At 40.2% G+C, this 25,963-nt stretch carries 25 protein-coding genes and 1 other annotated feature; of the genes, 5 read left to right on the plus strand and 20 right to left on the minus strand.

Annotated elements, in window-relative coordinates:
- Positions 1–3: 3 nt before the first annotated feature.
- Positions 4–459 carry a MarR family winged helix-turn-helix transcriptional regulator gene (locus tag L3V42_RS11985; RefSeq protein WP_235761045.1) on the minus strand — a complete coding sequence of 152 codons (456 nt, stop codon included), beginning with the start codon at positions 457–459 and terminating at the stop codon, positions 4–6.
- 378 nt (positions 460–837) lie between these two features.
- On the opposite strand from L3V42_RS11985, the gene L3V42_RS11990 reads away from it, so the two are divergent.
- Together L3V42_RS11990 and L3V42_RS11995 are read left to right on the plus strand one after the other, a co-directional pair.
- Entirely contained in the window at positions 838–1,062 is a 225-nt protein-coding gene (locus L3V42_RS11990; protein WP_156857869.1) for a helix-turn-helix domain-containing protein, read from the plus strand.
- A 224-nt stretch (positions 1,063–1,286) separates the two neighbouring features.
- Positions 1,287–1,697: a carboxymuconolactone decarboxylase family protein gene (locus tag L3V42_RS11995; protein ID WP_235761046.1), complete on the plus strand. Its 411-nt coding sequence runs from the start codon at positions 1,287–1,289 to the stop codon at positions 1,695–1,697.
- 83 nt (positions 1,698–1,780) lie between these two features.
- Here L3V42_RS11995 and L3V42_RS12000 read toward each other — a convergent pair whose 3' ends face one another.
- The 4 genes from L3V42_RS12000 to L3V42_RS12015 form a co-directional block, all read right to left on the minus strand.
- Positions 1,781–2,236 (minus strand): acyl-CoA thioesterase, encoded by a 456-nt coding sequence (locus L3V42_RS12000; RefSeq protein WP_238472077.1) that lies wholly within the window; start codon positions 2,234–2,236, stop codon positions 1,781–1,783.
- 92 nt (positions 2,237–2,328) lie between these two features.
- Positions 2,329–3,093: a succinate dehydrogenase iron-sulfur subunit gene (sdhB, locus tag L3V42_RS12005; protein ID WP_238472078.1), complete on the minus strand. Its 765-nt coding sequence runs from the start codon at positions 3,091–3,093 to the stop codon at positions 2,329–2,331.
- Positions 3,094–3,108: 15 nt separating this feature from the next.
- Positions 3,109–4,860: a succinate dehydrogenase flavoprotein subunit gene (sdhA, locus tag L3V42_RS12010; protein WP_238472079.1), complete on the minus strand. Its 1,752-nt coding sequence runs from the start codon at positions 4,858–4,860 to the stop codon at positions 3,109–3,111.
- A 31-nt stretch (positions 4,861–4,891) separates the two neighbouring features.
- A complete protein-coding gene (locus tag L3V42_RS12015; RefSeq protein ID WP_235761050.1) occupies positions 4,892–5,512 on the minus strand; it encodes a succinate dehydrogenase cytochrome b558 subunit in 621 nt (206 codons plus the stop codon).
- 422 nt (positions 5,513–5,934) lie between these two features.
- Between L3V42_RS12015 and L3V42_RS12020 the strand changes: the two genes are divergently transcribed.
- Positions 5,935–6,381, plus strand: coding sequence for a YslB family protein (locus L3V42_RS12020; protein ID WP_310739763.1), 447 nt, complete (start codon positions 5,935–5,937; stop codon positions 6,379–6,381).
- A 203-nt stretch (positions 6,382–6,584) separates the two neighbouring features.
- On the opposite strand, the gene uvrC is transcribed toward L3V42_RS12020, so the two are convergent.
- The 15 genes from uvrC to L3V42_RS12095 all read right to left on the minus strand — a co-directional run bounded on the left by uvrC (position 6,585) and on the right by L3V42_RS12095 (position 25,067).
- Entirely contained in the window at positions 6,585–8,399 is a 1,815-nt protein-coding gene (gene uvrC / locus L3V42_RS12025) for an excinuclease ABC subunit UvrC (RefSeq protein ID WP_235761052.1), read from the minus strand.
- Between the two features lie 87 nt (positions 8,400–8,486).
- Positions 8,487–8,801, minus strand: a complete 315-nt coding sequence (trxA, locus tag L3V42_RS12030) for a thioredoxin (RefSeq protein ID WP_235761053.1) — start codon at positions 8,799–8,801, stop codon at positions 8,487–8,489.
- A 146-nt stretch (positions 8,802–8,947) separates the two neighbouring features.
- Positions 8,948–9,919: an electron transfer flavoprotein subunit alpha/FixB family protein gene (locus L3V42_RS12035; RefSeq protein ID WP_235761054.1), complete on the minus strand. Its 972-nt coding sequence runs from the start codon at positions 9,917–9,919 to the stop codon at positions 8,948–8,950.
- A 29-nt stretch (positions 9,920–9,948) separates the two neighbouring features.
- Positions 9,949–10,722, minus strand: a complete 774-nt coding sequence (locus tag L3V42_RS12040) for an electron transfer flavoprotein subunit beta/FixA family protein (protein ID WP_238472080.1) — start codon at positions 10,720–10,722, stop codon at positions 9,949–9,951.
- Between the two features lie 23 nt (positions 10,723–10,745).
- The gene (locus tag L3V42_RS12045; RefSeq protein WP_235761056.1) at positions 10,746–11,519 is read right to left on the minus strand and encodes an enoyl-CoA hydratase; all 774 of its coding nucleotides are present in this window, start codon (positions 11,517–11,519) and stop codon (positions 10,746–10,748) included.
- A 238-nt stretch (positions 11,520–11,757) separates the two neighbouring features.
- Positions 11,758–12,339, minus strand: coding sequence for a fatty acid metabolism transcriptional regulator FadR (fadR, locus tag L3V42_RS12050; protein ID WP_235761057.1), 582 nt, complete (start codon positions 12,337–12,339; stop codon positions 11,758–11,760).
- A 139-nt stretch (positions 12,340–12,478) separates the two neighbouring features.
- The gene (locus L3V42_RS12055; protein ID WP_235761058.1) at positions 12,479–14,176 is read right to left on the minus strand and encodes a long-chain-fatty-acid--CoA ligase; all 1,698 of its coding nucleotides are present in this window, start codon (positions 14,174–14,176) and stop codon (positions 12,479–12,481) included.
- Positions 14,177–14,367: 191 nt separating this feature from the next.
- Positions 14,368–14,775, minus strand: coding sequence for a DUF350 domain-containing protein (locus L3V42_RS12060; RefSeq protein WP_188857044.1), 408 nt, complete (start codon positions 14,773–14,775; stop codon positions 14,368–14,370).
- A gap of 18 nt (positions 14,776–14,793) precedes the next feature.
- Positions 14,794–17,136 carry an endonuclease MutS2 gene (locus L3V42_RS12065; protein WP_238472081.1) on the minus strand — a complete coding sequence of 781 codons (2,343 nt, stop codon included), beginning with the start codon at positions 17,134–17,136 and terminating at the stop codon, positions 14,794–14,796.
- Positions 17,137–17,147: 11 nt separating this feature from the next.
- Positions 17,148–18,866, minus strand: a complete 1,719-nt coding sequence (polX, locus tag L3V42_RS12070) for a DNA polymerase/3'-5' exonuclease PolX (RefSeq protein WP_238472082.1) — start codon at positions 18,864–18,866, stop codon at positions 17,148–17,150.
- A gap of 106 nt (positions 18,867–18,972) precedes the next feature.
- Positions 18,973–19,506, minus strand: a complete 534-nt coding sequence (locus L3V42_RS12075) for a CvpA family protein (protein WP_235761061.1) — start codon at positions 19,504–19,506, stop codon at positions 18,973–18,975.
- Positions 19,507–19,509: 3 nt separating this feature from the next.
- On the minus strand, positions 19,510–19,773 hold the full coding sequence (gene zapA, locus L3V42_RS12080) for a cell division protein ZapA (RefSeq protein WP_235761062.1): 264 nt from the start codon (positions 19,771–19,773) through the stop codon (positions 19,510–19,512).
- 712 nt (positions 19,774–20,485) lie between these two features.
- Positions 20,486–22,915, minus strand: coding sequence for a phenylalanine--tRNA ligase subunit beta (gene pheT, locus L3V42_RS12085; protein ID WP_235761063.1), 2,430 nt, complete (start codon positions 22,913–22,915; stop codon positions 20,486–20,488).
- 14 nt (positions 22,916–22,929) lie between these two features.
- Complete coding sequence (gene pheS, locus L3V42_RS12090; RefSeq protein WP_235761064.1) at positions 22,930–23,964, minus strand: phenylalanine--tRNA ligase subunit alpha; 1,035 nt, start codon at positions 23,962–23,964, stop codon at positions 22,930–22,932.
- A gap of 52 nt (positions 23,965–24,016) precedes the next feature.
- Positions 24,017–24,256, minus strand: a binding site (T-box leader).
- 73 nt (positions 24,257–24,329) lie between these two features.
- Positions 24,330–25,067: a TrmH family RNA methyltransferase gene (locus L3V42_RS12095; RefSeq protein WP_238472083.1), complete on the minus strand. Its 738-nt coding sequence runs from the start codon at positions 25,065–25,067 to the stop codon at positions 24,330–24,332.
- 100 nt (positions 25,068–25,167) lie between these two features.
- Here L3V42_RS12095 and sspI point away from each other — a divergent pair, with 100 nt between their 5' ends.
- Together sspI and L3V42_RS12105 are read left to right on the plus strand one after the other, a co-directional pair.
- Positions 25,168–25,392 carry a small acid-soluble spore protein SspI gene (gene sspI, locus L3V42_RS12100; RefSeq protein ID WP_235761066.1) on the plus strand — a complete coding sequence of 75 codons (225 nt, stop codon included), beginning with the start codon at positions 25,168–25,170 and terminating at the stop codon, positions 25,390–25,392.
- A 73-nt stretch (positions 25,393–25,465) separates the two neighbouring features.
- Positions 25,466–25,945: a DinB family protein gene (locus L3V42_RS12105; RefSeq protein WP_235761067.1), complete on the plus strand. Its 480-nt coding sequence runs from the start codon at positions 25,466–25,468 to the stop codon at positions 25,943–25,945.
- The last annotated feature ends 18 nt before the right edge of the window (positions 25,946–25,963 follow it).

The raw sequence follows: 25,963 nt of genomic DNA on the forward strand, positions 1-25,963 counted from the left end.
TGATTATTTCTCATTTACTTGCTTCATCCGACTATATAATGAATCAAGCATTTCATTTAATATTGTTTCTTCTTCCGGGCTGAAGCCGTCGAGAACTTCCTGTAAGTATTCTTGGCGCTTTTCAATCACTTCATGAATAATCACTTTTCCTTTGTCCAATAAATGAATTCTTACTACCCGGCGATCTTTATCATCCCTGATTCGTTCAACCAATTCATTCTTCTCCATACGGTCGACGAGGTCTGTTGTTGTACTAAAAGCAAGACTTATTTTATTTGAAAGCTCCCCAATCGTCAAATCTCCTTCCTCGAGCAACCATTGCAGGGCTACAAACTGCGGAGATGTTATGGGGTAGTTATGTAATATCTTCCTGCCGTTTTGTTTGATCATTCCAGATATATAACGTAATCTTTTTTCAATTTTAACGATGGATTCAGCTGAGGTAATCTCATTCTCCATTCGGCAACCTCCTTGCATTCTAATTTCAATTTGAACAAACGCTTTAGCTTAGTATAACAAATTTTCATCCCGGTGTAATCGTCCATAAAACTCTCACCTCAAAATTTCGGTTCTTGTCAAGAAAGTTTAGGTGGGCAGAAACGTGAGCTAACATCCTAAGGTTCGTTGAACTAACAATCAGTGGAAGGTGAAGAAATAACCCTACTGATTGAAGTTTCACTTTTTCAGAAGCATAGTAAATATGTTGCTCCCCCCACAGTAAAGGCTCTTAAAATAGGTCATTTATTACGCACTAAAATCTTTTCCGTTCATAAGCTATAATGACTAAATAATTCCCTTCAAAATGCGGCTCTATCAAGAGCAAGGAGGGGTTATCATTTGAAGGACAGCAACTATAAACCGAAGCAATTATTAACGAAGCGAGAAAAGGAAGTATTTGAACTGCTTGTACAAGACATGACAACAAAAGAAATAGCCCAGAAACTGTTTATATCGGAAAAAACTGTGAGAAATCATATTTCAAACGCGATGCAGAAGCTGGGGGTAAAGGGGCGTTCACAGGCAGTCGTTGAGCTTCTCCGTATGGGAGAACTTAAGCTGTAATTTAGACCGACTTTCATTCAGTGGAAGTCGGTCTAACTTATTTTTCACTTGTAGGAGAAGGTCTCATTCCATGAAACCCATACACTCCCATTGACGAGTCGTTCAAAAAGGTTATATACTAATATTGTTATGAAAAAACGGAATTTTATCGAGTATAAAGTTTTCTTATACAATTATAATTATTTCCGTAAATAACAAGTAATAAAATCAAGGAGGACTTTACAATGGCAAACGATCGTTATCAAAAAGGAATAGATAAAATACAGGAGCTTACAGCATCTGATGACAGCAATCCGACTGGTGAAATGGATATTGGTGAAGCATTTAAAGATATTGCCCCTGATCTTAGCAAGTATGTGGTGGAATTTGCTTTTGGTGATATTTATGCACGGCCTGGCTTGGACAACAAACAAAAAGTAATGACCACCATTACTGCTCTTGTTGCGCAAGGGAAACCGCAAATCGAAATGCATATCAAGACCGGCCTATCTGTTGGTTTAACACCAGAGGAGATTGTAGGTTGTATTATGCATCTTATCCCATACACAGGATTCCCAAGTGTTCTAAATGCTCTAAAAGTAGCTCAAAAAGTCTTCAATGAACGTGGGTTAACTGTTACAACGCCTGAAATATAATAGATGGTTGAATCAGTTCTAAAAGATACATAATGGTAAAAACACCGACTTCCTTTTTATAGGAAGTCGGTGTTTTTATCAATTTAGCGTACATGATATTGATCTGTAAGCAATGCTTTCATTCCCTCGGGAATCGCCCAGGCTTTATTTGTTGTAAAATCCATCATAACAACACGCCCTCTTCCAGTGGCGGTTATTTCACCTTGATTATTGACCGCCATATAATGTAAGTCCATGGATGTTGTACCGATTGTTTCCACTTTAACATAGAAATCGATTGTCTCATTGAAAAACATTTGCTTAAGGTAATTGCATTGGAGGTCTGCGACAACAAAGCCTCGTTTCTTTTGATCAAAATCCTTAAACAGACCGAAAGATTGCAAAAATTCAATCCGTGCCTCTTCAAAATAAATGAAGACAGATGTATTATTGACATGGCCATATAAATCTGTTTCAGAAAAACGCACCTTTATCGGAATGGAAAAAGAAAATCCAGAACGCCATGCCTCCAAATCATTTATGTAGTCAATTCCTTTCATAGCAATACCCCCAAATGAAACGAAATGGCCCTACCTGTAAAGGTAAGGACCACTCGTTTTAATTTACTGCATGAGAAACTACGCCTTTGTTTTTATAATGTCTCGTCACTGCCAAAGAAGCTTCGGAATGCATGCAGGTTCGTTGCACGGTTCATTGCTGCGATGGAAGTAGTAAGCGGGATGCCTTTTGGACATACTTGTACACAGTTTTGTGAGTTTCCACAACCACTGATACCTCCATTTTCCATTAAACCTTCTAATCGATCACTTGCATGCATCGCTCCTGTAGGGTGAGCATTAAACAAACGCACTTGTGAAAGAGCTGCCGGACCGATAAAGTCAGATTTATCGTTAACGTTTGGACAAGCTTCCAGACAAACACCACATGTCATACATTTTGAAAGCTCATAAGCCCATTGACGTTTATTCTCTGGCATTCTGGGACCAGGTCCAAGATCGTGGGTACCGTCAAGCGGAACCCAAGCTTTCACTTGTTTCAATGCATCAAACATACGTTCACGATCGACAATCAAATCACGTACAATCGGGAAGGTCGACATCGGTGCTAAGCGAATCGGCTGCTCCAATTGGTCAACCAATGCTGCACATGATTGTCTCGCGGTACCATTAATTACCATTGAACAGGCACCACAAACCTCCTCTAAACAACTCATCTCCCACATGACCGGTGATGTTTCTTCCCCATTTGCGTTTACCGGGTTCCGTTGAATTTCCATTAACGCGGAAATAACGTTCATATTCTGACGGTATGGAACATGAAACGTTTCCTCATAGGGTTCAGAGTCCGGACTGTCTTGACGAGTTATAATAAATGTAACTGTACTTTTTTCAGCCATTTTGTATTCTCCCCCTTAGTGTGTCGTTGTGTAGTCACGTTTTCGAGGCTCGATTAATGACACATCAACTTCTTCATAGCTAATAATCGGTTCCACATTCTTGTTGTCAAACTCTGCAATTGTTGTCTTCAGGAATTCGTCATCATTACGCTCAGGGAATGCCGGCTTGTAATGCGCCCCACGGCTCTCATCCCGTTTATATGCACCGATTGTAATAACACGCGCGAGATGCAACATGCTATCCAGCTGGCGCGCAAACATAACTCCTTGGTTACTCCAACGAGAAGTATCATTAATATTGATATTCTTCCAGCGCTCTTGCAACTCTTGGATCTTTTCATCTGTTTGCAGAAGCTTTTCATTTTCACGTACAACGGTTACGTTATCTGTCATCCAATCGCCAAGTTCTTTATGCAGAACATATGCATTTTCGGTTCCATCCATGCCTAGAAGCTCATCGAATTTCGTTTGCTCTTCACGTTCTTTCTCGTCAAAGAGCTGATCACCAATGTCTTCTGCATGCTTATCAAGTCCTTCTATATATTCAATCGCTTTCGGACCTGCTACAGAACCACCGTAAATTGCGGATAATAACGAGTTCGCACCTAGACGGTTCGCACCATGCTGGGAATAATCAGCTTCACCTGCCGCAAATATCCCTGGAATATTCGTCATTTGATTTCCATCAATCCAGAGTCCACCCATTGAATAGTGAACAGCCGGGAATATCTTCATAGGGACTTTACGAGGGTCTTCTCCAACAAACTTTTCATAGATTTCTATAATTCCACCAAGTTTAATATCAAGTTCTTTTGCATCTTTATGAGAGAGGTCAAGGTAAACCATGTTTTCACCATTGATCCCAAGTTTTTGATTCACACAAACATCAAAAATTTCTCTTGTCGCAATATCACGCGGTACAAGGTTTCCATATGCTGGATATTTCTCTTCCAGGAAGTACCAAGGCTCCCCATCTTTATATGTCCAGATTCGCCCACCTTCTCCACGAGCAGATTCACTCATGAGACGCAGTTTGTCATCACCAGGGATAGCTGTCGGATGAATCTGAATAAATTCTCCGTTAGCATATTTAACTCCCTGCTGGTACAGGATACTTGCAGCCGAACCTGTATTAATCATCGAGTTTGTTGATTTCCCAAAGATTATACCAGGGCCGCCTGTTGCAAAAATAGTAGCATCAGAACGGAATGCACGGATTTCATGTGATTTTATATCTTGAGCAACAATGCCTCGACCAACACCTTCGTCATCGATGATCGCTGACAAGAATTCCCAACCTTCATATTTCGTAACAAGCCCTTCCACTTCATAACGGCGGACTTGTTCATCCAGTGCATATAATAACTGTTGCCCTGTTGTCGCTCCTGCAAATGCCGTACGGTGCATTTGCGTACCACCAAAGCGTCTAAAATCCAGAAGGCCTTCTGGAGTACGGTTAAACATAACGCCCATCCGGTCAAACATATGTATAATTCCCGGAGCCGCCTCACACATCGCCTTTACTTGCGGCTGGTTAGCCAAAAAGTCTCCACCGTATATCGTGTCATCAAAATGAAGCCATGGTGAGTCTCCCTCACCTTTCGTATTAACTGCTCCATTAATTCCACCTTGAGCACATACAGAGTGAGAACGTTTTACAGGAACAATTGAAAATAAATCTACTTTTACACCTGCTTCTGCTGCTTTGATTGTAGCCATCAAACCTGCTAGACCACCACCAATTACAGCAACTTTACGATTACTCATTTATTTGACTCACTCCCCTAATTACTTACTTTTACACACCATACGCAAACTGAATCAATGTTCTTACACCAAGATAGCTAACCGCGATAAAAATGAAGAGAGCTACGTAGGTTAACACACGCTGTGATTTGGGTGATTGCGTAATGCCCCACGTCACAAAGAAGCTCCATAGACCATTAGCAAAGTGGAATACAGCTGAAACTACACCGATTATGTAGAACCAGAACATAAATGGACTGGAAAGAATTCCTTCCATCAAGCTGTAGTTTACTTCAGCGTTTCCAAGTGCAATCTGGACGCGTGTTTCCCAAACGTGCCACGCAATAAATATTAATGTAATGATTCCTGTCCAGCGCTGTAGCTTGAACATCCAGTTGCGGAAAAATCCATATTTTGCTACGTTGTTCTTTGCAGTAAATGCTATGTATACCCCTAATACTGCATGATAAAGAATCGGCAGATAGATGATGAAGATCTCCAATAGTATTACAAATGGAAGCCCTGCCATAAACCCCGCTGCTTTATTGAAGCTTTCTTCTCCGTACACGGCAAAGTGGTTAATTACCAAGTGCTGGACTAAGAATATCCCGATAGGAACAACACCTAGTAAAGAATGTAACCTTCTCCAGTAAAAATCACGTTGCCCCGCCATGTTTTTCCCCCCTTGTAGGTAAATAGTTTCATATTTAGGTATCATTCAAGGCTGCAAATTTTTTCTAATTTCTACATCAACCTTTAAATGATACAAAATTATAACACTTTTATTGTACTTCTTAGTTTATAAACCGTCAAGAAAACGATTTAATTTCTAACAATTCAGCAAGCAGCTATGGACCTCCTAAAAACTTCCATGGCCTAATTATAGCAAACTTTTAATAATTAGCGTTTATAAGAGACTCAATGATAATTAATTATGAACAGCAGAGAGGATTATACATCGTCCTATCGGAGGTCCGCAGTAAAGCATGATTATCCTAACTCCAGTTATGACTGGTTCACTGTATTTATGTGTTGTATAATAAATAAAAGTCTACTAATGATAGTTTAGCATATTGACAGTTTATGATGGAAAGGGTGACAGAATTGAGTAAACAGCTGACGACAATCCCGATTTCTCAACTTGAAGAATTACATACATCCGGTGCGGGGTTTGACATCCTCCGCTATCTCGCGCTTCCTGACTTATTAGGAGACGAAGCACCTACATTGCTTTATTATATGGGAAAAAATCTTGCAAGGAAATTTGATATAAATTCGATAGACGATATCACTCATATTTTCGAAACGTTAGGTATTGGCAAAATGGAACTTGTTAAAGAAAAAAAGCGAGAGAAAACATTTCATCTGCTTTCCGACTCGGTCGTACTTCGTTTAAAAAGCCCAATTGCCGCTGACTTCCGTTTAGAAGCAGGGTTTCTTGCAGAGGCAATTCAGATGATCGAAGGAATAGAATGCGAATGCACTGAGGAAATTAATCGTCGTATCCACCAAATACAATTCACAGTGTTTTACACAAATTAAAAACACGCACCGCCTCTCGGTACTGTTTAGTCGAGGGACAGTGCGTATTATGACTCATTAACAAGTATGTAACACCCTGCCCTCTAAACATGTGAGAAACCTAAAAGGTGGAGGTGGGGATAAACAGTCCGTAAAATCCCTGATTCTGTTCAACTAACATTCAGCAGGGAGAAAAGAGCTCCCCGCTAAATGTTAGTTTCTCTTTATGAATTCGTTTTTTCCTCTTCCGCATTTGCTTCTTCTTCCAGCTCATTTAAATGCTTAAGCACCTCGTGAGCTGTGTTAGACGGAATTCCAAGTTTTGTAATATCTGTTACAGAAGCTTTTTTCAGCTCTGTGATCGATTTAAAATGTCTAAGCAATAGCTTTTTCCGTTTTTCACCAACACCAGGTATACCATCAAGCGAAGATTGGAATAATCCTTTACTGCGCAAATTCCTATGAAATGAAATGGCAAACCGGTGCACCTCATCTTGAATCCGCTGAACGAGATAAAATTCTTGGGATCGCCGCTCAAGTGAAACAATTGACGGAGGTGAACCGTATAATAATTCACTTGTCTTATGTCTATCATCTTTTACTAATCCAGCAATCGGAATATCAAGTCCTAATTCATTTTCGAGTACATCGGTTGCAGCGCTAATTTGGCCCTTCCCACCATCGACAATGATCAAATCAGGCAGTGGCAGATTCTCTTTAAGCACACGTGTATACCTTCTCCGTACTACTTCACGCATCGTTTCATAGTCATCAGGTCCATCAACCGTGCGGATTTTATACTTGCGATAATCTTTTTTACTCGGCCGGCCATCTACGAAAGCAATCATCGCTGAAACCGGATCGGTTCCTTGGATATTCGAGTTGTCAAAGGCTTCGATACGATGCGGTGTTTCAATGTTAAGAATCTCACCAAGCTTCTCTGTCGCGATAATTGTCCGTTCTTCATCTCTTTCAATCAAGAGGAATTTCTCATTAAGTGCGATTTTTGCATTTTTCATCGCTAATTCAACAAGTTCTTTCTTTCTGCCCCGGAAAGGTGTATGTGTATGGACCTCCAGCAACTCATTGATTAATTCGCTATTTGATCCAATCGGCAGGAGAATTTCTTTTGGTTTTAAATGGTTTTGATGTAAATAGAATCTACCAATATAGCTAGTAAATGCTTCTTCTGGATCATCATAGAACGGGAAAGTCGTTACATTTCGTTCAATCAACTTCCCTTGACGCATGAAGAAGACTTGGATACACATCCATCCTTTGTCATAGCTGTATCCAAATATGTCGCGATCTGTCTTATCAGTCATTGTCATTTTTTGTTTCTCCATAACAACGTCGATATGTTGAATTTGATCCCGTAATTCCTTCGCTCTTTCAAAGTTAAGTGCTTCACTCGCTTCATACATTTTCTCTGTCAGATTCCCTTTGATATCTTGGTAGCCGCCTTGCAAAAAGGAAGTTATCTCTTGAACAATCGCAGCGTATTCCTCGGCCGCTGGCGGATTCTTACTACATGCTTTACATTGATTCAAGTGATAATATAAACACGGTCTGCCTGGTGGATTATTGCATTTGCGTAAAGGGTACATTCGGTCAAGTAGCTTCTTCGTTTCCCGTGCTGCGATTACGTTCGGATACGGCCCGAAATACTTCCCTTTATCTTTTTTGATTTTTCTTGTAATCAATAGACGGGGATGTCTTTCAGCTGTAATTTTTAAATAGGGGTATGATTTATCGTCTTTCAGCATAACGTTATATTTCGGATCATATTTTTTTATTAAATTCATTTCTAAAATGAGTGCTTCCAGTTCTGAAGAAGTGACAAAATACTCAAAGTCGACGATTTCTTGAACTAATCGCTGCGTTTTCCTGTCATTTGCTCCAGTAAAATAAGAACGGACACGATTGCGTAATTTCTTTGATTTACCGACATAGATGATCGTTCCATGCTTATCTTTCATGAGGTAACAGCCTGGATTTGCCGGGAGTATTTCCAATTTCCTTTTGATGATGTTATTCATGGTAATCATTCCTTTAAGTTTAGAAAATCCCTTGTTATGAAAACAACAAGGGATTTTTCGGTTCTCTATTATCTAATTTTACACGATTTAGAGATGTTTGTTAATTACTCCGGTTAATGCTTCTTTTGGTTGGAAGCCAATTACCTGGTCAACCACTTCTCCATCTTTCATCAGCAATAAAGTTGGGATACTCATAACACCAAATTTACTTGCTGTTTCTTGGTTATCATCGACGTCCAATTTAACAATTTTTACATCTTCGGACATCTCACCGTCTATTTCCTCTAAAACTGGAGCAATCATTTTACAAGGTCCGCACCATGGTGCCCAAAAGTCAACGAGGACTAAACCCTCTGAAGTTGCTTCAGCAAAATTTTGATCTGTTACATGTTCAATTGCCATTCTATAATTTCCTCCTTTTGATAAATCAATCTTACTTAAATAGAAGTATAACACCCTTATTATTTACTTCCTAGCATTTTGCTTATTCGTTCCAAGAAAAATAATTGAAAAAATCCAGGACGAAAGCATGCCCCGGATTTTTTTAATCAGACTTTAACCGTTTTAATTTCTTCAATAAGTAGAGGCATAACCTCGAATAGGTCGCCTACAATTCCGTAGTCGGCGATATTAAAGATGTTTGCTTCTGGGTCTTTGTTTATCGCCACGATGACTTTTGAGTTTGACATCCCTGCCAAGTGTTGAATCGCTCCAGAGATACCAACTGCGATGTAAAGATCCGGGGTAACGACTTTCCCAGTTTGCCCGATTTGGAGGGAGTAGTCGCAGTATTCCGCGTCACAAGCCCCGCGAGATGCTCCTACTGCACCACCAAGAACATCCGCTAGTTCGTATAATGTGTCAAAACCTTCTGCACTTTTCACTCCACGTCCACCAGCGATAACAACGCTTGCTTCGGATAGGTCTACTCCTTCACTCGCTTTACGGACCACGTCTTTGATAATAGTACGAATATCAGCAACATCGACTTCTTTCGCTATTATATCACCACTTCTTGCTTCATCACGTTCAAGGGGTGCTATATTATTTGGACGGATGGTTACAAATGTTAATCCATCTGTAATGATTTTCTTTTCGAAAGCCTTACCTGAATAGATTGGACGAACATATTCTACACGATCCCCATTTGTTTCAATGGCTACAGCATCAGAAACCAATCCGGTATCCAACTTGGCTGCTAGTTTCGGTGTCAAATCCTTTCCAATGGATGTATGTCCCATTACGATGCCATCAGGCGATTCATCATTCACTACAGCCAGAACTGCTTGGCCGTATCCTTCTGATGTATAATTTTCTAACTTTTCATGGACTATTGTAACAATGCGATCGGCACCATAGTAAATTAGCTCCTGCGCCTGAGCTTCTAAATTTTCTTTCCCTAAAACAACGCCGACAATTTCAGCATCTGCCTGAATTTTTTTCGCTGCAGCTACTGCCTCAAATGAAACGTTACGTAATGTACCATCTTTTGCCTCTGCAATTACTAGTAATTTACTCATCCTTCTTCCCCTCTCTCTATCCTTTTCAATTAAAGTACTTTCTTTTCGTCTTTCAATAACGTAACAAGTTCTTTTACCTGATCTTGAATCTCACCTTCCAAAACTCTTCCTGCTTCTTTTTCTGGCGGTAAGAATACTTCAATTGTTTTCGTCTTCGGTTCGACATCATCCTCATCCAAATCAAGATCATCCAGTTCTAATTCTTCAAGCGGCTTTTTCTTCGCTTTCATAATTCCTGGAAGGGACGGATAACGCGGTTCGTTCAACCCCTGCTGGCAAGTAACGAGGATAGGCAGACTTGTTTCAACAGTCTCCACGTCACCTTCTACATCTTTTTCGATGCTGACATTATCCCCATTGATGGATAGATTTGTAATCGTTGTAACGTACGGTATACCTAGTGCTTCGGCAAGACGCGGACCTACCTGGCCACTCGCCTCATCAATTGCAACATTCCCCGCTAAAATCAGGTCTACTTCCTTATCTTCAAAAAATGCTTCCAATATTTTGGCTGTCGTATATTGATCGCCCTCTTCAAGATCATCTTCCGTATTGATGAGAACTGCCTTATCCGCTCCCATTGCAAGAGCAGTTCGTAATTGCTTTTCAGAGTCTTCATCTCCAATTGTGATTACGGTTACTACCCCTCCGTGCTCATCACGCTGCTTGATTGCTTCTTCTACAGCATACTCATCGTATGGGTTAATGATGAATTCTGCACCATCCTCATCAATCCTTCCATCATCCAGATTAATTTTCTCTTCTGTATCAAATGTCTTTTTTAATAGTACATAAATATCCATCTTGCTTCCTCCTCTTATATCTTTTATTTATCTTTAAAATCAGGCTTTCTCTTTTCTACAAATGCTTGAATACCTTCTGTCGCATCTTCGGATCCAAATATTGTTCCGAAAGCCTTTGCTTCAGCTTCCATACCGGCTACGAATTTATCGGAGCGGGTGTAGTTTACAAGTTTCATAACATGATGAATGGTTGGTTTACTTTTTGCAGCTATTGTTTTGGCCAACTGAGCGGCTTCTTCCAATACACTTTCGTCTGGTACAGCACGATTCGCAAGTCCAAATGCCGCCGCATCCGTGCCGGAAATCGGCTCGCCTGATAAGATCATTTCATATGCTTTAGATGTTCCAATGTAGCGTGGTAAGCGCTGGGTTCCAGCAAAACCAGGGATGATTCCTAGATTAAGTTCTGGAAGACCGAGCTTTGCGTTTTCCCCCACAATCCGAATATGACATGCCATAGCTAGCTCAAGGCCTCCGCCTAACGCAGCACCATGAATTGCCGCAATAACTGGGATCCGGAAGTCTTCCAGCCTTTGAAACACTTGCTGTCCACTTTTAGCAAGGTTTTCATAGTCTGAATGCGCTTGCAAAGAAGTGAATTCTTTTATGTCGGCACCAGCCGAGAAGAACCTGCCTTCCCCGTGAATGATAATTACTTTCACATTGTCATCTTCTTCAATTTCTCCGAGGAATGTACTTAAATCCTTGATCAATTGACTAGACAATGCATTAGCCGGTGGACTTTGGATTGTTAAGTATGCCACTTGTTTATCCACATTTTTTACAATCGTGGTCAATATAATCCCCCCTCTTTACTTTCTATCTTAATCGAAATTCAATTATTTTAAAAATAATAACTCGATTGAATTTCATAATTACCAAAGTCGGCTTTTCCATCACCATATGTAGTTGGGGATGAACCAACTACATGTGGTAATGGTGAAGCATTAAATACGTATTATAAAATTCATTAACTCAACTATTAATTTAATATAAGGTTTTTTATTTGAAGAATTCTTCTTAAATTAACGATTATTACGCCTTTAAACCATTTGTTAAAAATTTGTGTACTTCATCGGTTTGGTCGACTAAATCAAATTTCCGTTCCTTCATCACCCAATTCGTCACAACTTCATCAAGTGTGCCAAAAATCATTTGCCGAATAAGTGCTGGATTGATGTCACTACGGAATTGGTTTTCTTTCATCCCCTCCGCAATAACTTCATCAATAATGTTTAAGTATGCTTTTAACACATTGTTAATTTGTAATCTTAACGAATAATTTGATTGCCTTAACTCCAGCTGCGTAACGATGGCAAGATCAGGATTTTGTTCCAATTGACTAAAGTGCATCTCGATAAGAACTTTTAACTTCTTATTCGCGTCTGCTTGCTCACTCGTTGCCTTCGCAATCTTATCAATGAATTGCCCCATTTTTTCTTCAAACACAGAGACGAGCACATCTTCTTTATTCTTAAAGTACAAATAAATTGTTCCATCAGCTACTCCTGCTTCCTTTGCTATTTTCGATACTTGGGATGCATGGTAGCCATTTTCTGCAATTACTTTCACTGCAGCTTCGATAATCTGTTGATATTTTGGCTTATTACTCTTCATCTTCTTCTCCTTAGCATGTTTCATATCTTTACATTGTTGAGTAAAAAATAAAACGGAATTATGAATGACCATTCATTCATAATTCCATTTTATTCGTTTATCTGGTAACTGTCAATAATTTTACAAAAATCCTTTTAAATTATACTAGTTCACTTTGTTCGTCTTGTTGTTTAACCTCTTCATCAACTAGTTGTCTTCTGAGAATTTTACCGACAATTGTTTTAGGAAGTTCTTTGCGGAATTCATAACTACGAGGCACTTTAAAGGCGGCAAGATTATCACGACAGAACGTGTTCAATTCTTCTTCTGTCACTTGCTTCCCATCTTTAAAAACAATGAAGGCTTTAACCGTTTCTCCGCGGTACGGATCTGGAATTCCGACGACCGCACATTCCTGGATTGCTGGATGTTCATAGAGCACTTCTTCCACTTCACGTGGATATATATTATATCCTCCAGCTATAATCATATCCTTTTTCCTGTCGACAATATAAAAGTAACCGCTCTCATCCTCATACCCCATGTCACCTGTATAAAACCAGCCATCACGGAGGGAGTGAGCCGTTTCTTCTTCGTTTTTCCAATAACCAACCATTACTTGCGGGCCTTTAACAGCCAATTCACCAACTTCACCAATTTCTGCTTCTTCCTCTGTACCAGTTTTTATAACTTTAACATCGGTATCAGGCCACGGCAGACCGATACTTCCATTGATTCGGTTCCCCCAAATGGGGTTAGCGTGAGTGACGGGAGATGTTTCCGTTAATCCATACCCTTCAACCAATCTTCCACCAGTTAACTTTTCAAATTGTTCTTGCACTTCAATCGGCAATGGTGCAGACCCGCTCAGGCATGCTTTAATAGACGACAGATCATACTTTCCGATATCCGGATGATTGATTAACCCGATATAAATCGTTGGTGCGCCGGGAAATAAGGTGGGCTTTTGCTTATCAATCACTTTCAAGACATCTACTGGATTAAATTTTGGCATTAGAATGATTTTCGATGCTTGCTTCACTCCAAAGTTCATCACTGTTGTCATACCATACACATGGAAGAAGGGCAATACTGCAAGAACGATTTCTTCGCCTTGTTTTGTCTTATAAAGCCAAGCTTCACACATTTGTAAATTAGCTACTAAATTGTAATGGGTAAGCATAACTCCTTTTGGATAACCCGTTGTTCCTCCGGTATACTGAAGAAGAGCGAGATCTTCTTTCGGATTGACTTCAACTTTTTCATATTCCGCTTGTGCCGTTTTCATTATATTTTCCCATACATGCGTATCCCCGCTCTGTTCTACCTTTACGACCATATTATATTCACGTTTCTGGATAAATGGATAAAACAAATTTTTCGGAAATGGCAAATAGTCTTTGATACCGGTTACAATTTTATGTTCTACATTAGTTTTCTCTTGTACATTGCTTACTCGTGGCACAAGAATGTCTAGACAAATAATCACTTTTACATCAGAATCTGCTACTTGATATTCCAGTTCCCTTTCTGTATAAAGCGGGTTCGTCTGTACCACAATTCCCCCTGCCATTAGAATGCCATAATAACTTATGACAGCCTGCGGGCAATTCGGGAGCATAATTGCAACTCTATCACCTTTTTTTAATTTAAGGGACTGTAAATAATTCGCGAATTGCTTTGCTTGTGTATACAACTCTTGATAGGTCAACTCTTTCCCCATGAAATAAAGCGCTTTCTTTTCTGGGTAGCGAGAAGCACTTTCCGCGAGATAGGAATCTAACGGCTTCTCATCATATTGGATGCTGGGCGGTATTTCTTCCGGATAATGAGCATACCAATTTTTTGTTGCTTCCATTTTATCTCCTCCTTTTTCTCTATTATAATCATTATATCGATTAATTTCTATTTTTAGAAATTTTATTTATCTAAATCAGGATATTATTTTAATTTACTTAAAAATATAATATAAACCGACAAGTAAAAATGCAATCGCTACACCAATTAAAATCTTTGCTAACCGTTCAAAAACCATTCCGCTTCCCCTTTCTATCCAATACTCGCACCTATGACAAACGCAATTCCGATGGAAAAGATCATCGATAACAATCCGACTGCCACATTTCCTTTCCCAATCTCTTCATCTACTTTGATTGTTGGTAAAAGAAATTCAAAAACAAAATAACCAGTTAATAACAGAACAAATCCGAATGTTCCCCAGCCGATCGTCTGCAGCAAGGAATCATTATGCTCGATGGAATAGCGGAAAATCGTAGCAATGCCAAAGATTTTCCCGCCTGTTGCCATTGCTACGGCAAGATTTCCCTTACGAATCTCTTCCCAGTTCTTATAGGATGTTACCAGTTCAAATACAGTTAGAAATATAAGCGTACATAATACAACAACACTATATCTTGCTGCTGTAATGACGATAATATTTTCCCAAAAACCATTCATACGGATATCCCCCCTTTTTTATTTAAGTTCCAAAACAGTGACCCCGCTGCCACCTTCACCACTGCCGCCGAAACGCGCAGATGATATTGCTGGATGTTGTTTAGCAAAATCTTGTACACCTGAACGAAGTGCGCCGGTTCCTTTCCCATGGATAATCGTTACTTTGCCGTAACCGGCAAGGAGAGCATCATCAACGTATTTCTCAAGACGATGAAGCGCATCTTCAAACCGTTCACCTCTAAGATCGAGTTCGGTCTTTACATGAGCATTGGAACCTCGGATGGTCGCTACGGTCCGTTCTGGATCTTGCTTCTGTCTCCCAACATATTGCAAGTCTTTTCTTTTTGCCTTTACTTTCATGATCCCAACTTGAACCATATATTCTTGCTCATTTAATTGTTCCAGCACGACACCTTGCTGATTGACCGTAAGCAATTTAATATCATCTCCTGGTGCCAACGGTCGATTCTCTTCCGATATTTCTTGTTTAGAGGAACTTGATTTACTGGTTAATTGCGGTTGTGCTTCTTCTAGCATTTTTCTTGCTTCTATCCACTCATGCTCCTTCAATCCAGCATTCATTTTCATATTACGGATTTCTTCTACAATGATTTCCGCTTCTTCCCTGGCTTGTTTTAATGCTTTCTCCGCTTTTTCTTCTGCTTTTCTATAAAGTTCTTCTTTTTTCCGCTCGAAAGTTTGCCACTCTTTTTCTATCTCGTCCCGCACTTTCTCACTTTCGAGTAAAATTCCGTGAGCTTCTTCATATTGCTTTTCCGCAGCAATTTGTGACTTTTCAAGTGATGCAATCATATTCTCAACACTTTTTGAATCGATGCCAACTAAGCTTTTCGCCTTATCAATCAATTCGTCTTGTAACCCAAGCCGTCTGGAAATTTCAAAAGCATTACTCCTGCCTGGGACTCCAATTAACAGACGATATGTCGGCTTTAATGATTCTACATCAAAATCAGCCGATGCATTAATGACATGATCGCGGTTATAGCCATATGCTTTCAGTTCCGGATAATGTGTTGTTGCTATGACTCGTGCCCGGCGAGCAATCACTTCATCAAGCAATGCCATTGCAAGAGCCGCTCCTTCACTCGGGTCTGTGCCAGATCCTAATTCATCAAAAAGTACAAGTGACTTGTCATCCACCTCTTCCATGATTGTAACAATATTCTTCATATGAGAAGAGAACGTACTTAGATTTTGCTCAATCGATTGCTCATCACCAATATCGGCAAAAACGGTCTGAAATACGGCAAGCTCGCAATCGTCAAAAGCAGGAACTTGTAAGCCCGATTGGGCCATTAAGGTACAAAGGCCGACCATTTTTAATGTAACGGTCTTCCCTCCCGTGTTCGGTCCGGTGATAACGATTGCTGTATAATCTTTACCGAGCTCAATATCATTTGCAACAACTTGATCATCTGGAATAAGCGGATGACGGGCTTGCTTCATCTTAATGATCCCTTTATCATTCATCCTAGGTTTACTTGCTTTCATTCTGCTTGCAAGCTTTGCCCGGGCCGCGATGAAATCAATCGTAGCGAGAATTTCCAAATTGATGGCTATCCTTGGTTCAACCTCAGCGATTTGACTTGTAAGTTCGGTTAAAATTCGTTCAATTTCCTGTCTTTCATTTAGAAATGCTTGTTGCAATTTATTATTCAGATCGACAACTGCCCGAGGTTCCATAAACAAAGTCTGACCGGAAGATGATTGATCATGGACAATCCCTCCGACTTGCGCCCGGTATTCCTGTTTTACTGGTAATACATAGCGATCATTCCGAATCGTAACGATAGCATCCGAAAGCATCTTTGCATGTGATCTCGTATAACCTTCCAACTTTTCTCGGACACTCGCTTCAAATGTCCGTATCTGGGAACGGATACCTCTTAATTTACTTGATGCATTGTCAAGTACGTCTCCATTTTCATCAATGGCACGGCGGATTTCCCGTTCAATCTCGCGCATCGGATCAATATCTTCAGCGAATTGTTTCAGAATCGGAATTTCCTCTTCCAAATCTTCAAGGAAATTCTTCACCTGCCTTCCACCATACATCGTATTCGCCGTATCAAGACATTCCGCAGCAGATAAAATACTGCCAATTACGCTGCGTTTCAAGCTTTCCCGGATATTACGGATTCCTCCAAATGGAATCACCTTATTGAGACGGTGAATTTGCGCCGCTTCGTCGGTTTCTTCTTGAAGCTGATTCACTTTGTCTAAATCCGTTTCAGGAGAAATTTGTGCAGCCTTCTCCTTACCAAGTGATGTTTCTGCTTGTTCCATTAATTGTTCAATTATTTTATCAAACTCGAGTACATGAAGTACACGTTCGTTCATTTACTTCACCTCTATTTATTTCGGTCTAAATAAGCCTTGAGCTCTGCCAATGGCAGGGTGTTCAATACCGTACTTTTTTGAATCCAACCGCGCTTAGCAGTTCGGACTCCGTATTCCATAAAATCGAGTGTTTCATAGCTATGGGCATCGGTATTAATAACCAGCTTTACTCCAGCTTCTTGAGCCATTTTTGCATGTGTTGCAGACAGATCGAGTCGGTTCGGGTTGGCATTGATTTCTAGAGCTGTATTTGTTTCTTTTGCCTTTTCTATCAGCTTTTCCATACCGACCCGGTAACCGTTCCGGCGTCCGAGTAATCTACCGGTCGGATGAGCGATCATATCGACATAAGGATTTTCAAGCGCATGATATAAGCGCTCCATAATTTTTTCCTCACTTTGGTTAAAGCTTGAATGGATGGACGCAATGACGAAGTCCAGTTCCTTTAAAAAGGAGTCTTCAAAATCAAGACTTCCATCCGGTAAAATATCCATCTCCACCCCGGTGAAAATATGAATAGCTGGATATTTCTCATTTAATAGCATAATTTCCTCCCATTGTTTGCGGAGACGTTCCTCATTCAATCCATTCGCTACCCGCAAGAATTTAGAATGATCGGTGATTGCGATATATTCATAGTTCTTTTCGATTGCTTTTTGAACCATTTCTTCTAAGCTTTGCGCCCCATCACTCCAAGTTGTATGCATGTGTAAATCTCCACGCATATCCTGTTGTTCAATAAGCTCTTGGTTTTCTTTGAATTGTTCAAGTTCCGTCGTTCCTTCGCGTATTTCAGGCGGAATATACGGAAGACCAAAATGTTCATAAAAAGACGTTTCATCCGGGAAGGTGAGTATTTCGTTTGTCGCATCTACTTCAACTCCATACTCACTAATTTTCTCTCCGCGTGATTTCGCCAATTGCCGCATCGCTACATTATGTTCTTTTGAGCCCGTAAAATGATGAAGGGTTGTTGTAAACTCTTCATCCTTCACTAAACGGAAGTCAACATTGATATCATATTCCTCTTCCAAGGTGACAGACACTTTCGTATCCCCTTTAGCAATCACTTCTTTGATTGTTGGAAGCAACAATAATTCTTTCCTTACCTTCTCGGGTTCATCTGTTGAAATAATAAAATCAATGTCTCTGATTGTTTCTCGCATACGTCTTAAGCTACCCGCAATCGAGTAACGGGTAATCCAATCTATTTCATCCAAATGGTTTTCGATTCTTTCAGCAACTTGCAACATCACGGCAATTGAAAGGCGTTCCGGTCGTTTCCCTGCTTCGTCCAATGCTGTTAATAGATTCTTCACAGTTTTAGCTCCAAAACCAGATAACTTTTCAACTTCACCATTCTCACATGCAGTTCGCAAGCTGTCTGCATCAACAACATTCAATTCTTTATAAACCCTTGAGAGTTTCTTTCCACCAAGACCTGGTAATTGGAGTAATGGAATCAGTCCTGCAGGAACCTCTTTCTGTAATACTTCAAGCTCCGTTGATTTCCCTTCAGTTATAAACTCGTTAATGACGGCACCCGTTCCTTTTCCAATCCCTTTTATTTTCGTCACATCGTCAATTTCCTCCAGCGATCTTTCATCGGATTCTAGTCCGCCGGCGGCCTTGCGATATGCAGCAATTTTAAACGGATTGTCACCTTTCAATTCTAAGTAAACAGCAATTTGTTCTAATAAACGAATTACATCTTTCTTATTTACGAGCAAAACATTCACCTGCTTTATAATAATCAATAAAAAAAGACCGATTCTGTATTGTTTACTACCTATTGTACATGTAATCCAGTAGCAATACTAATACGATGAACCGCTCTTATAAATAGACTTTCACTAATTCAAACAGTTTGTTAGAGAAATATGGAGTCTGCTCCAGTATGAGTAAAGCCAACGATGAATTGTTGATATATGACTGTACGCTTTCAATTGGTGTTAGGGCCAGCACATATAGAACAACAAATATAATTAAATAAATTTCCAAAAAGCCTAAAATCGCACCAAGTATTTTATTCACTGGCTTAATCAACGGTATCGCCGCTACGAAATCAAGCATGTTTGCAATAATTTGCAAGATTATTTTAACTGCAAAGAACAGGATTGCAAACGAAATGATATTATAAAATGCCATTTCAATCGGTAATCCCTGCAAAAATTCCGGCCAAATGTTATCGCTTAGTTCTTGATATGGAATCCAGAGTTCTAACCTGACTGCTACATCATCATAATACATCGCGGCAATGACAAATGCTGTAATGAAACCTATTAAATGAAAAAGCTGTAAGATAAATCCTCTATTCAGGCCAATAAACAGGCCAAACAGAAGTAATATAATTAAGATAAAATCAAACATATCCTATTTTTCCTCTTTCCTCGCAATTGAACCGACTAATTTTGCGTAGTCTTCCTTCAATTTCACATAATCATTCATCGCATTTACTGCTGTGAGTACCGCCAACCTTGTTGTATCTAAATGTGGATTATGTTCCTCGATTTCATTCATTTTCTGATCAACAAGACTCGCAACTAACTTCACATGACTGACTGGTTCACTACCTATAATTGTATATTTTCTATTATTTATCTCCACTATAGTTTTGCTTTTTTCATGTTCCGTCATGTTGATCCCTCCGCCAAAATCACTACCAATTATCATATCATTTTTTGTTTCTAAAAAGAAGTATTATAATTAACCCAACTTTTGCAGTCTGTACCCTCAGCCGTCCTGTGGCGCAATTAGTAACCCGACATTCCACTCCACATAAATTTCAAAACTTCCCCTACTTCTCAACTAACACCTTCATACAGCGTGAGTGTGCCAAACTTAGAAACTTTCTACTGGAGGTCCGCAGTCCAGACACCTCTCGCACCTGCTGAGCGGCTGGTGAGCCTCCTTGCAGGCAAGCCTGCTGCGGGGTCTCACCAAGCCTATCCTCCCACAGGAGTCTCGAGGTGTCTGGACTGCTACCAGGAAAGGCCAAATTTGAATCACTGTTTAATGTTCTGGAAAAAGTATACTCCTTATCGTGGCGGAATAATTTCTATTTAAAATAACCATCTTACCAGTTCAGTTGCTCGGTGGACGGTGACTCCTGCGGGAACAGCACGAGCCTGGAGACCCCTTAGTGCTGCCCGAGGAGGCTCTAGCAGTGCCTAAGGATGCGCATCCGTCCACCGGGCAACTGAACGGCGATTAGAGAGCGAACCATGAGAACGTGCAAAACACTTACGCTGTATGAAAATGTAAGTCGTTCGTTGGGATTTGTTGAGTAGTTAAGATGCAAAAGCGTTGTAGCTGATGATTCGTATCAGGTACAACGCTTTTCATTTTTTTAGGATCTTACATATCCGTTAAATTCATCAGCAATCGTTTTTACAATTTCTTGATAAGATGCTTCCACTTCTTCGTCTTTCAATGTTTTCTCAGGATCTTGATAAATGAGATGGTAAGCAATTGATTTTTTGCCTGCTTCCAAATGCTCCCCTTCATAAACATCAAATATAGCAACAGACTTCACTAAAGGTGCACCAATTTCTGCAATTCTTGCTTGGATGTTGCCTGCTAATACATCCTGATCTAAGATAAAGGCGATATCGCGCGCAATTGCCGGGTATTTTGGAATTTCTGCAAAGCTCGGTTCATTTTCATAATCGGCAAATACTGCATCTAAATTGATATCAAATACATAAGTTTCCTTCAAATCTAACCTTTTTGCAAGGAGTGGATGGAGTTGTCCCAGGAAACCGATGACCTGGTCATTTCGTTTAATAAGCGCTGTTCGGCCCGGGTGCATATCTTGGAGCTTTGTCTGTTCAAATTGTACAGATAGCTTCAACTGATCAAATAAACCTTCAACAATTCCTTTTACGACATAAAAGTCTACAGGTTTTACTTCACCTTGCCAAGGATGATCCACCCAGTTTCCAGTTAACGCTCCTGCTGCACGGAGTGTTTCTTCCGGTTGCTTCGTAATTTTCTCTTCCGTGGATACAAAGATTGATCCGATTTCGTAATAAGCAATATTTGCTTGGTTTCTTGCTTGGTTATAGGTTAAAGATTGAAGCAGTCCAGGCAGTAAACTTAGACGAAGATATTTATGCTCTTCACTCATCGGTCTAGCAAGTGCTACTGGAACCGGTGACTTTGCCATTATTTCCGGACTGCATAATCTCTCACTATTATGTTCATCCGTCAAGGAATAGGTTCTGTTTTCCATAAGCCCTACCCCTTCTAGGAAAGACTTAATATTACGCCTTAATTGCTGTTCCCGATTTAGCCCACCGACTTGGCCATCCCCTTCAGGTAATGTGTACGGCAAGTTATCATAACCGTAAATACGAGCGACCTCTTCCAGCATATCTTCAAAAATGGTGATATCTTGCCTTCTCGTAGGTACTTGAATGGTAAATGTTGAACCATCCTGTTCAAATTCGAATTGTAATCTACGTAAAATAGAAGCAATCTCTTCATCTTTAATAGCTGAACCAAGTCTTTCATTCACATGTCCAGTCTCAATCACAACTGTTTTCTCTGCGTAATCAAGCCCGTCATATTCACTTAAGCCTTGCAGAACATTACCATTCGCGTATTTCTCAAATAAATGACATGCCCGCTCACCAGCTTTTCTTACTCGATTCGGGTCGACCCCTTTTTCAAATCGAGTACTCGATTCACTGCGTAATCCTGTTTGCTTGACCGTTCGTCTTACTGTTGTGCCATCAAAGTAAGCAGCTTCAAGTAAAATGGTCGATGTCTCTTCTGTTACTTCCGAATCAAGTCCACCCATTACGCCAGCAAGCGCAGTTGGTTCCATCCCATTTGTAATAACAAGATTTTCAGGCGTCAATTTGCGAGTCTGTCCATCAAGAGTTATAATTTCTTCCCCTTCATCCGCCCGCCTGATTAACACTTTATTAGATGCAAATCGATCATAATCAAACGCATGGAGCGGTTGACCGTATTCGAGCAAGACATAGTTCGTAATATCAACGACATTATTAATCGGGCGGATACCAGCTGCCAGTAAAGCGTTTTGCATCCAAAGTGGAGATGGCTTGATTACGACATCCTTAATGATGAATGCACCGTAATATTTATTTAAGTCTTGAGCAGCTACTTCTACCGATACATAATCTTCTGCTCGTTCACTTTCATTACTTTCAATTGTTTCATCCGGATAGGTCACTTGTTCATCAAGAATAGCTGCTACTTCATTCGCCATCCCGATCATGCTTAATGCATCTGCTCGGTTCGCAAGGATATCAAGCTCGAAGACAGCATCATTTAGATTGAGGAGATCCGTAACATTCTTACCGATTTCTGCATCATTCTGAAAAACATAAATTCCGTCTACAAACTCTTGAGGGATGAATTTTTCTTTTACTCCTAATTCCTGTAAGGAACAAATCATTCCATTTGATTCCACACCGCGTAATTTTACTTTTTTAATTTTAAAATTACCTGGTAATACTGCCCCGGGCTTCGCTACGACAACTTTTTGACCTGCAGCCACATTTGGTGCTCCACAAATGATTTGTAACGTTTCCGTTCCAACATCTACTTGACAAAGGTTTAATTTGTCGGCATTCGGATGCTGCTCACAAGTTAGGACCTGCCCGACGACAACATCGTTCACCTTTTCTCCGACATATTCAATACCTTCTACCTCAATACCGGATTTTGTAATTCGCTCTGCAAGTTCTTCTGGAGAAATATCTCCTAAATCAACATAATTATTTAACCAGTTATAGGATACGTACACTGCTTTTTTCCTCCCTATGCGTGATGATACTGTTTTAAGAATCGAATATCGTTCGTATAGAAGCTACGAATATCGTTTACGCCATATTTCAACATTGCAATCCGTTCCGGCCCCATTCCAAAAGCAAAGCCGCTGTATATTTTCGGATCATATCCACCCATTTCGAGTACTTTCGGATGAACCATGCCACCACCTAAGATTTCAATCCAGCCTGTACCTTTACATACGCTGCACCCTTCGCCATTACAAACTTTACAGGAAATGTCCATTTCCACGGATGGTTCTGTGAATGGAAAATAACTCGGGCGCAGACGAATTTCACGATCTTCTCCAAACATCTGCTTAGCAAATTTATCTAATGTACCTTTCAAATCACTCATCCGCACATTTTTATCGACAAGCAGCCCTTCAATCTGTGTAAATTGATGGGAGTGTGTCGCATCATCGCTGTCCCGACGGTATACTTTTCCTGGGCAGATCATTTTGAATGGCCGTTCACCATTATAAGCTTCCATTGTCCGTGCCTGGACTGGAGATGTATGCGTACGCAATAACAGCTCATTTGTAATATAAAATGAATCCTGCATATCACGGGCCGGGTGATCTTTCGGTAAATTAAGCGCTTCGAAGTTATAGTAGTCTGTTTCGACTTCCGGACCTTCCTTAATCTCATAACCCATGCCAATAAATAAGTCCTCAATTTCCTCTACAATACTTGTTAGGAGATGTGGCCCACCGACATTGACTTTACGCCCTGGCAACGTCACATCAATCGCTTCTGTCTCTAGCTGTTCATGGAGTGCGATTTCTTCAAGTTCAGCCGATTTCTCTTCGATTGCGCCAGTGATGATATTACGTACTTTATTTGCCATCTCCCCAATAACCGGACGTTCTTCCGGGGAAAGCTTCCCCATTCCCTTTAGAACCTTTGTAATCGAACCTTTTTTCCCTAAATAAGCGACTCGAATATCTTGAAGGCTGTTCATTTCTTCAGCATCTTCAATTTTCGCTAAAGCTTCTTGCTGTATTGTCTCCAATTGCTCCTTCATACGGAATCCTCCTTAAAATACATTTAAACAAAATAAAAAAGCCCCATCCCGATAAAGGGACGAGGCTATTATTTCGCGGTACCACCCTTGTTGACAATAAAGTATATTGTCCAACTCAATCTTGATAACGGATTATAAAATCCGGGTACACCTTTACTTGTATACAACAAGGTCCAAGTGCCTGCTCCAGAGTGAAATGGTCTTATCCCAGCAATAGAAATGTTTTCAGTCTCAGACATTTCCTCCCTGCATTCCTGTCATGGATAATACTTAGCTCTTTCAACGCATTACATCTTCATTTATCTATACAATCCATTTATACTTCACTTCATACATTATAGATAATTTCCTCTGAGCTTGCAAGCCTATTCTTTCAGATGGTACATGAGAATACCCGCAGCAATACTTACATTTAATGACTCTGCTTTACCATAAATCGGAATTTTCACCCGCTTATCTGCTTGCTGAAGTAAATCTCGCTGCACACCTGCGCCTTCATTTCCCAGTATCAGTCCAACCTTCTCGGGTGTCTTAACCTCATGGTAATAAATCGCATCTTCCAGAGCAGTTGCCCATATTTCATAGCCTCTTTCTCTCAACGAAGGTATTTCTTCTTTCAAATCAGCTTCGTATACCGGGATGTGGAAGAGTGATCCCTGGGTCGCTCGGATAACTTTATCATTGTATAAATCAACTGTTCCCTCACCTAATATGACAGCGTCTATCCCCGCAGCATCTGCCGTACGGATAATCGTCCCTAAATTACCGGGGTCCTGTATCGCGTCAAGCATAACAAGCTGATTACCAGTTATGACGGTTACCGGCTGCATTTTAATAATTGCTGCTACTCCTTGTGGTGTTGTTGTCTGGGAAATGTGGGTAAACACCTGATTTGAAACACGTTCTACAGGAAGATTGGCACTCCAAGCAGGAATTGAAACATTTTCCTCTGCAATGATTTCTACTATTTTCTGACCACTCTTCCAAGCTTCTTCGACAAGATGCGATCCTTCGATGAGAAACATTTGCTGTTCCTTTCTACCCTTTCGTTTATGAAGCTTTCTCCAAGCTTTAACTTTTCCGTTCGTTAATGATGTAATCAACGTCTTCATCCTTATCGTGTTCTTTTTTCTTATCATACATATTTAGGAACCATTTGGTCAAACTAATTTCATGAATCGAAGAACGAAGGAGGTAAACAGAATGGATTTAAATTTACGGAAAGCAATTCTTAGTAATATTTCAACAAACGATCAATCCCAACTGGAAGCAACGATTGTAGATGCAATTCAAAATGGTGAAGAAAAAATGCTCCCAGGACTAGGTGTGCTGTTTGAGCTGATCTGGCAACAATCTGACCAAACAATGAAACAGGACATGGTAGAATCTCTAGAGTCTGGTGTAAAACAAGCTACTACAAGCTCTTAAAGGTGCTTTTCCCTACTATCTTTCCGATAATCTTGTTAAACTTGAAGTATTCAAAATTGAAAGGGGTTATATGATGTATCGGAAAGTAGATGATTTTCTCCAAGATTGGCAAGATGCAAGTTCAGAGACATTGCGAGTACTTGAAGCGATGACAGATGAAAAGTTAGACCAAGCGATTATAGAAGGACACAACACATTAAGATGGTTAGGTTGGCATTTGGCAACCGCCCCTGCTTATTTTGCCGGACTGTTGGGATTGGAGCTGAGCAATGCGGGAGATGCAGGAAAACTACCTAGCACAGCTAAAGAAATCGCGGAAGGATACCAATCAGTAAGCAAGGAACTAGCTGAAAAAGTATCAAAAGAATTCTCTGATAAACATTTGACTGAAAAAGTGGATCAACATGGAAGACCAACTGCCGGAGGTGCGATTCTTCGTACATTAATTGATCACCAAACGCATCATCGCGGACAAATCACTGTACTCCTCCGCCAAGCTGGACTTAATGTTCCTGGAGTCATGGGACCGACAAAGGAAGATTTGGAAAAATAATGAACAATTTGGGGCATA

The organism is Oceanobacillus alkalisoli (assembly GCF_022213125.1).
Classification (GTDB): Bacteria; Bacillota; Bacilli; order Bacillales; family Amphibacillaceae; genus Oceanobacillus; species Oceanobacillus alkalisoli.

Coding starts and splice junctions, on each gene's coding strand:
- L3V42_RS12065 (WP_238472081.1), bottom strand. CDS start 17,136: ATGAACGAACGTGTACTTCATGTACTCGAGTTTGATAAAATAATTGAA.
- uvrC (WP_235761052.1), bottom strand. CDS start 8,399: ATGAATAACATCATCAAAAGGAAATTGGAAATACTCCCGGCAAATCCA.
- zapA (WP_235761062.1), bottom strand. CDS start 19,773: ATGACGGAACATGAAAAAAGCAAAACTATAGTGGAGATAAATAATAGA.
- L3V42_RS11985 (WP_235761045.1), bottom strand. CDS start 459: ATGGAGAATGAGATTACCTCAGCTGAATCCATCGTTAAAATTGAAAAA.
- L3V42_RS12055 (WP_235761058.1), bottom strand. CDS start 14,176: ATGGAAGCAACAAAAAATTGGTATGCTCATTATCCGGAAGAAATACCG.
- sdhB (WP_238472078.1), bottom strand. CDS start 3,093: ATGGCTGAAAAAAGTACAGTTACATTTATTATAACTCGTCAAGACAGT.
- fadR (WP_235761057.1), bottom strand. CDS start 12,339: ATGAAGAGTAATAAGCCAAAATATCAACAGATTATCGAAGCTGCAGTG.
- L3V42_RS12000 (WP_238472077.1), bottom strand. CDS start 2,236: ATGAAAGGAATTGACTACATAAATGATTTGGAGGCATGGCGTTCTGGA.
- L3V42_RS12040 (WP_238472080.1), bottom strand. CDS start 10,722: ATGGATATTTATGTACTATTAAAAAAGACATTTGATACAGAAGAGAAA.
- L3V42_RS11995 (WP_235761046.1), top strand. CDS start 1,287: ATGGCAAACGATCGTTATCAAAAAGGAATAGATAAAATACAGGAGCTT.
- sdhA (WP_238472079.1), bottom strand. CDS start 4,860: ATGAGTAATCGTAAAGTTGCTGTAATTGGTGGTGGTCTAGCAGGTTTG.
- L3V42_RS12015 (WP_235761050.1), bottom strand. CDS start 5,512: ATGGCGGGGCAACGTGATTTTTACTGGAGAAGGTTACATTCTTTACTA.
- L3V42_RS12075 (WP_235761061.1), bottom strand. CDS start 19,506: ATGTTTGATTTTATCTTAATTATATTACTTCTGTTTGGCCTGTTTATT.
- L3V42_RS12035 (WP_235761054.1), bottom strand. CDS start 9,919: ATGAGTAAATTACTAGTAATTGCAGAGGCAAAAGATGGTACATTACGT.
- L3V42_RS12060 (WP_188857044.1), bottom strand. CDS start 14,775: ATGAATGGTTTTTGGGAAAATATTATCGTCATTACAGCAGCAAGATAT.
- sspI (WP_235761066.1), top strand. CDS start 25,168: ATGGATTTAAATTTACGGAAAGCAATTCTTAGTAATATTTCAACAAAC.
- L3V42_RS12105 (WP_235761067.1), top strand. CDS start 25,466: ATGTATCGGAAAGTAGATGATTTTCTCCAAGATTGGCAAGATGCAAGT.
- pheS (WP_235761064.1), bottom strand. CDS start 23,964: ATGAAGGAGCAATTGGAGACAATACAGCAAGAAGCTTTAGCGAAAATT.
- trxA (WP_235761053.1), bottom strand. CDS start 8,801: ATGGCAATTGAACATGTAACAGATCAAAATTTTGCTGAAGCAACTTCA.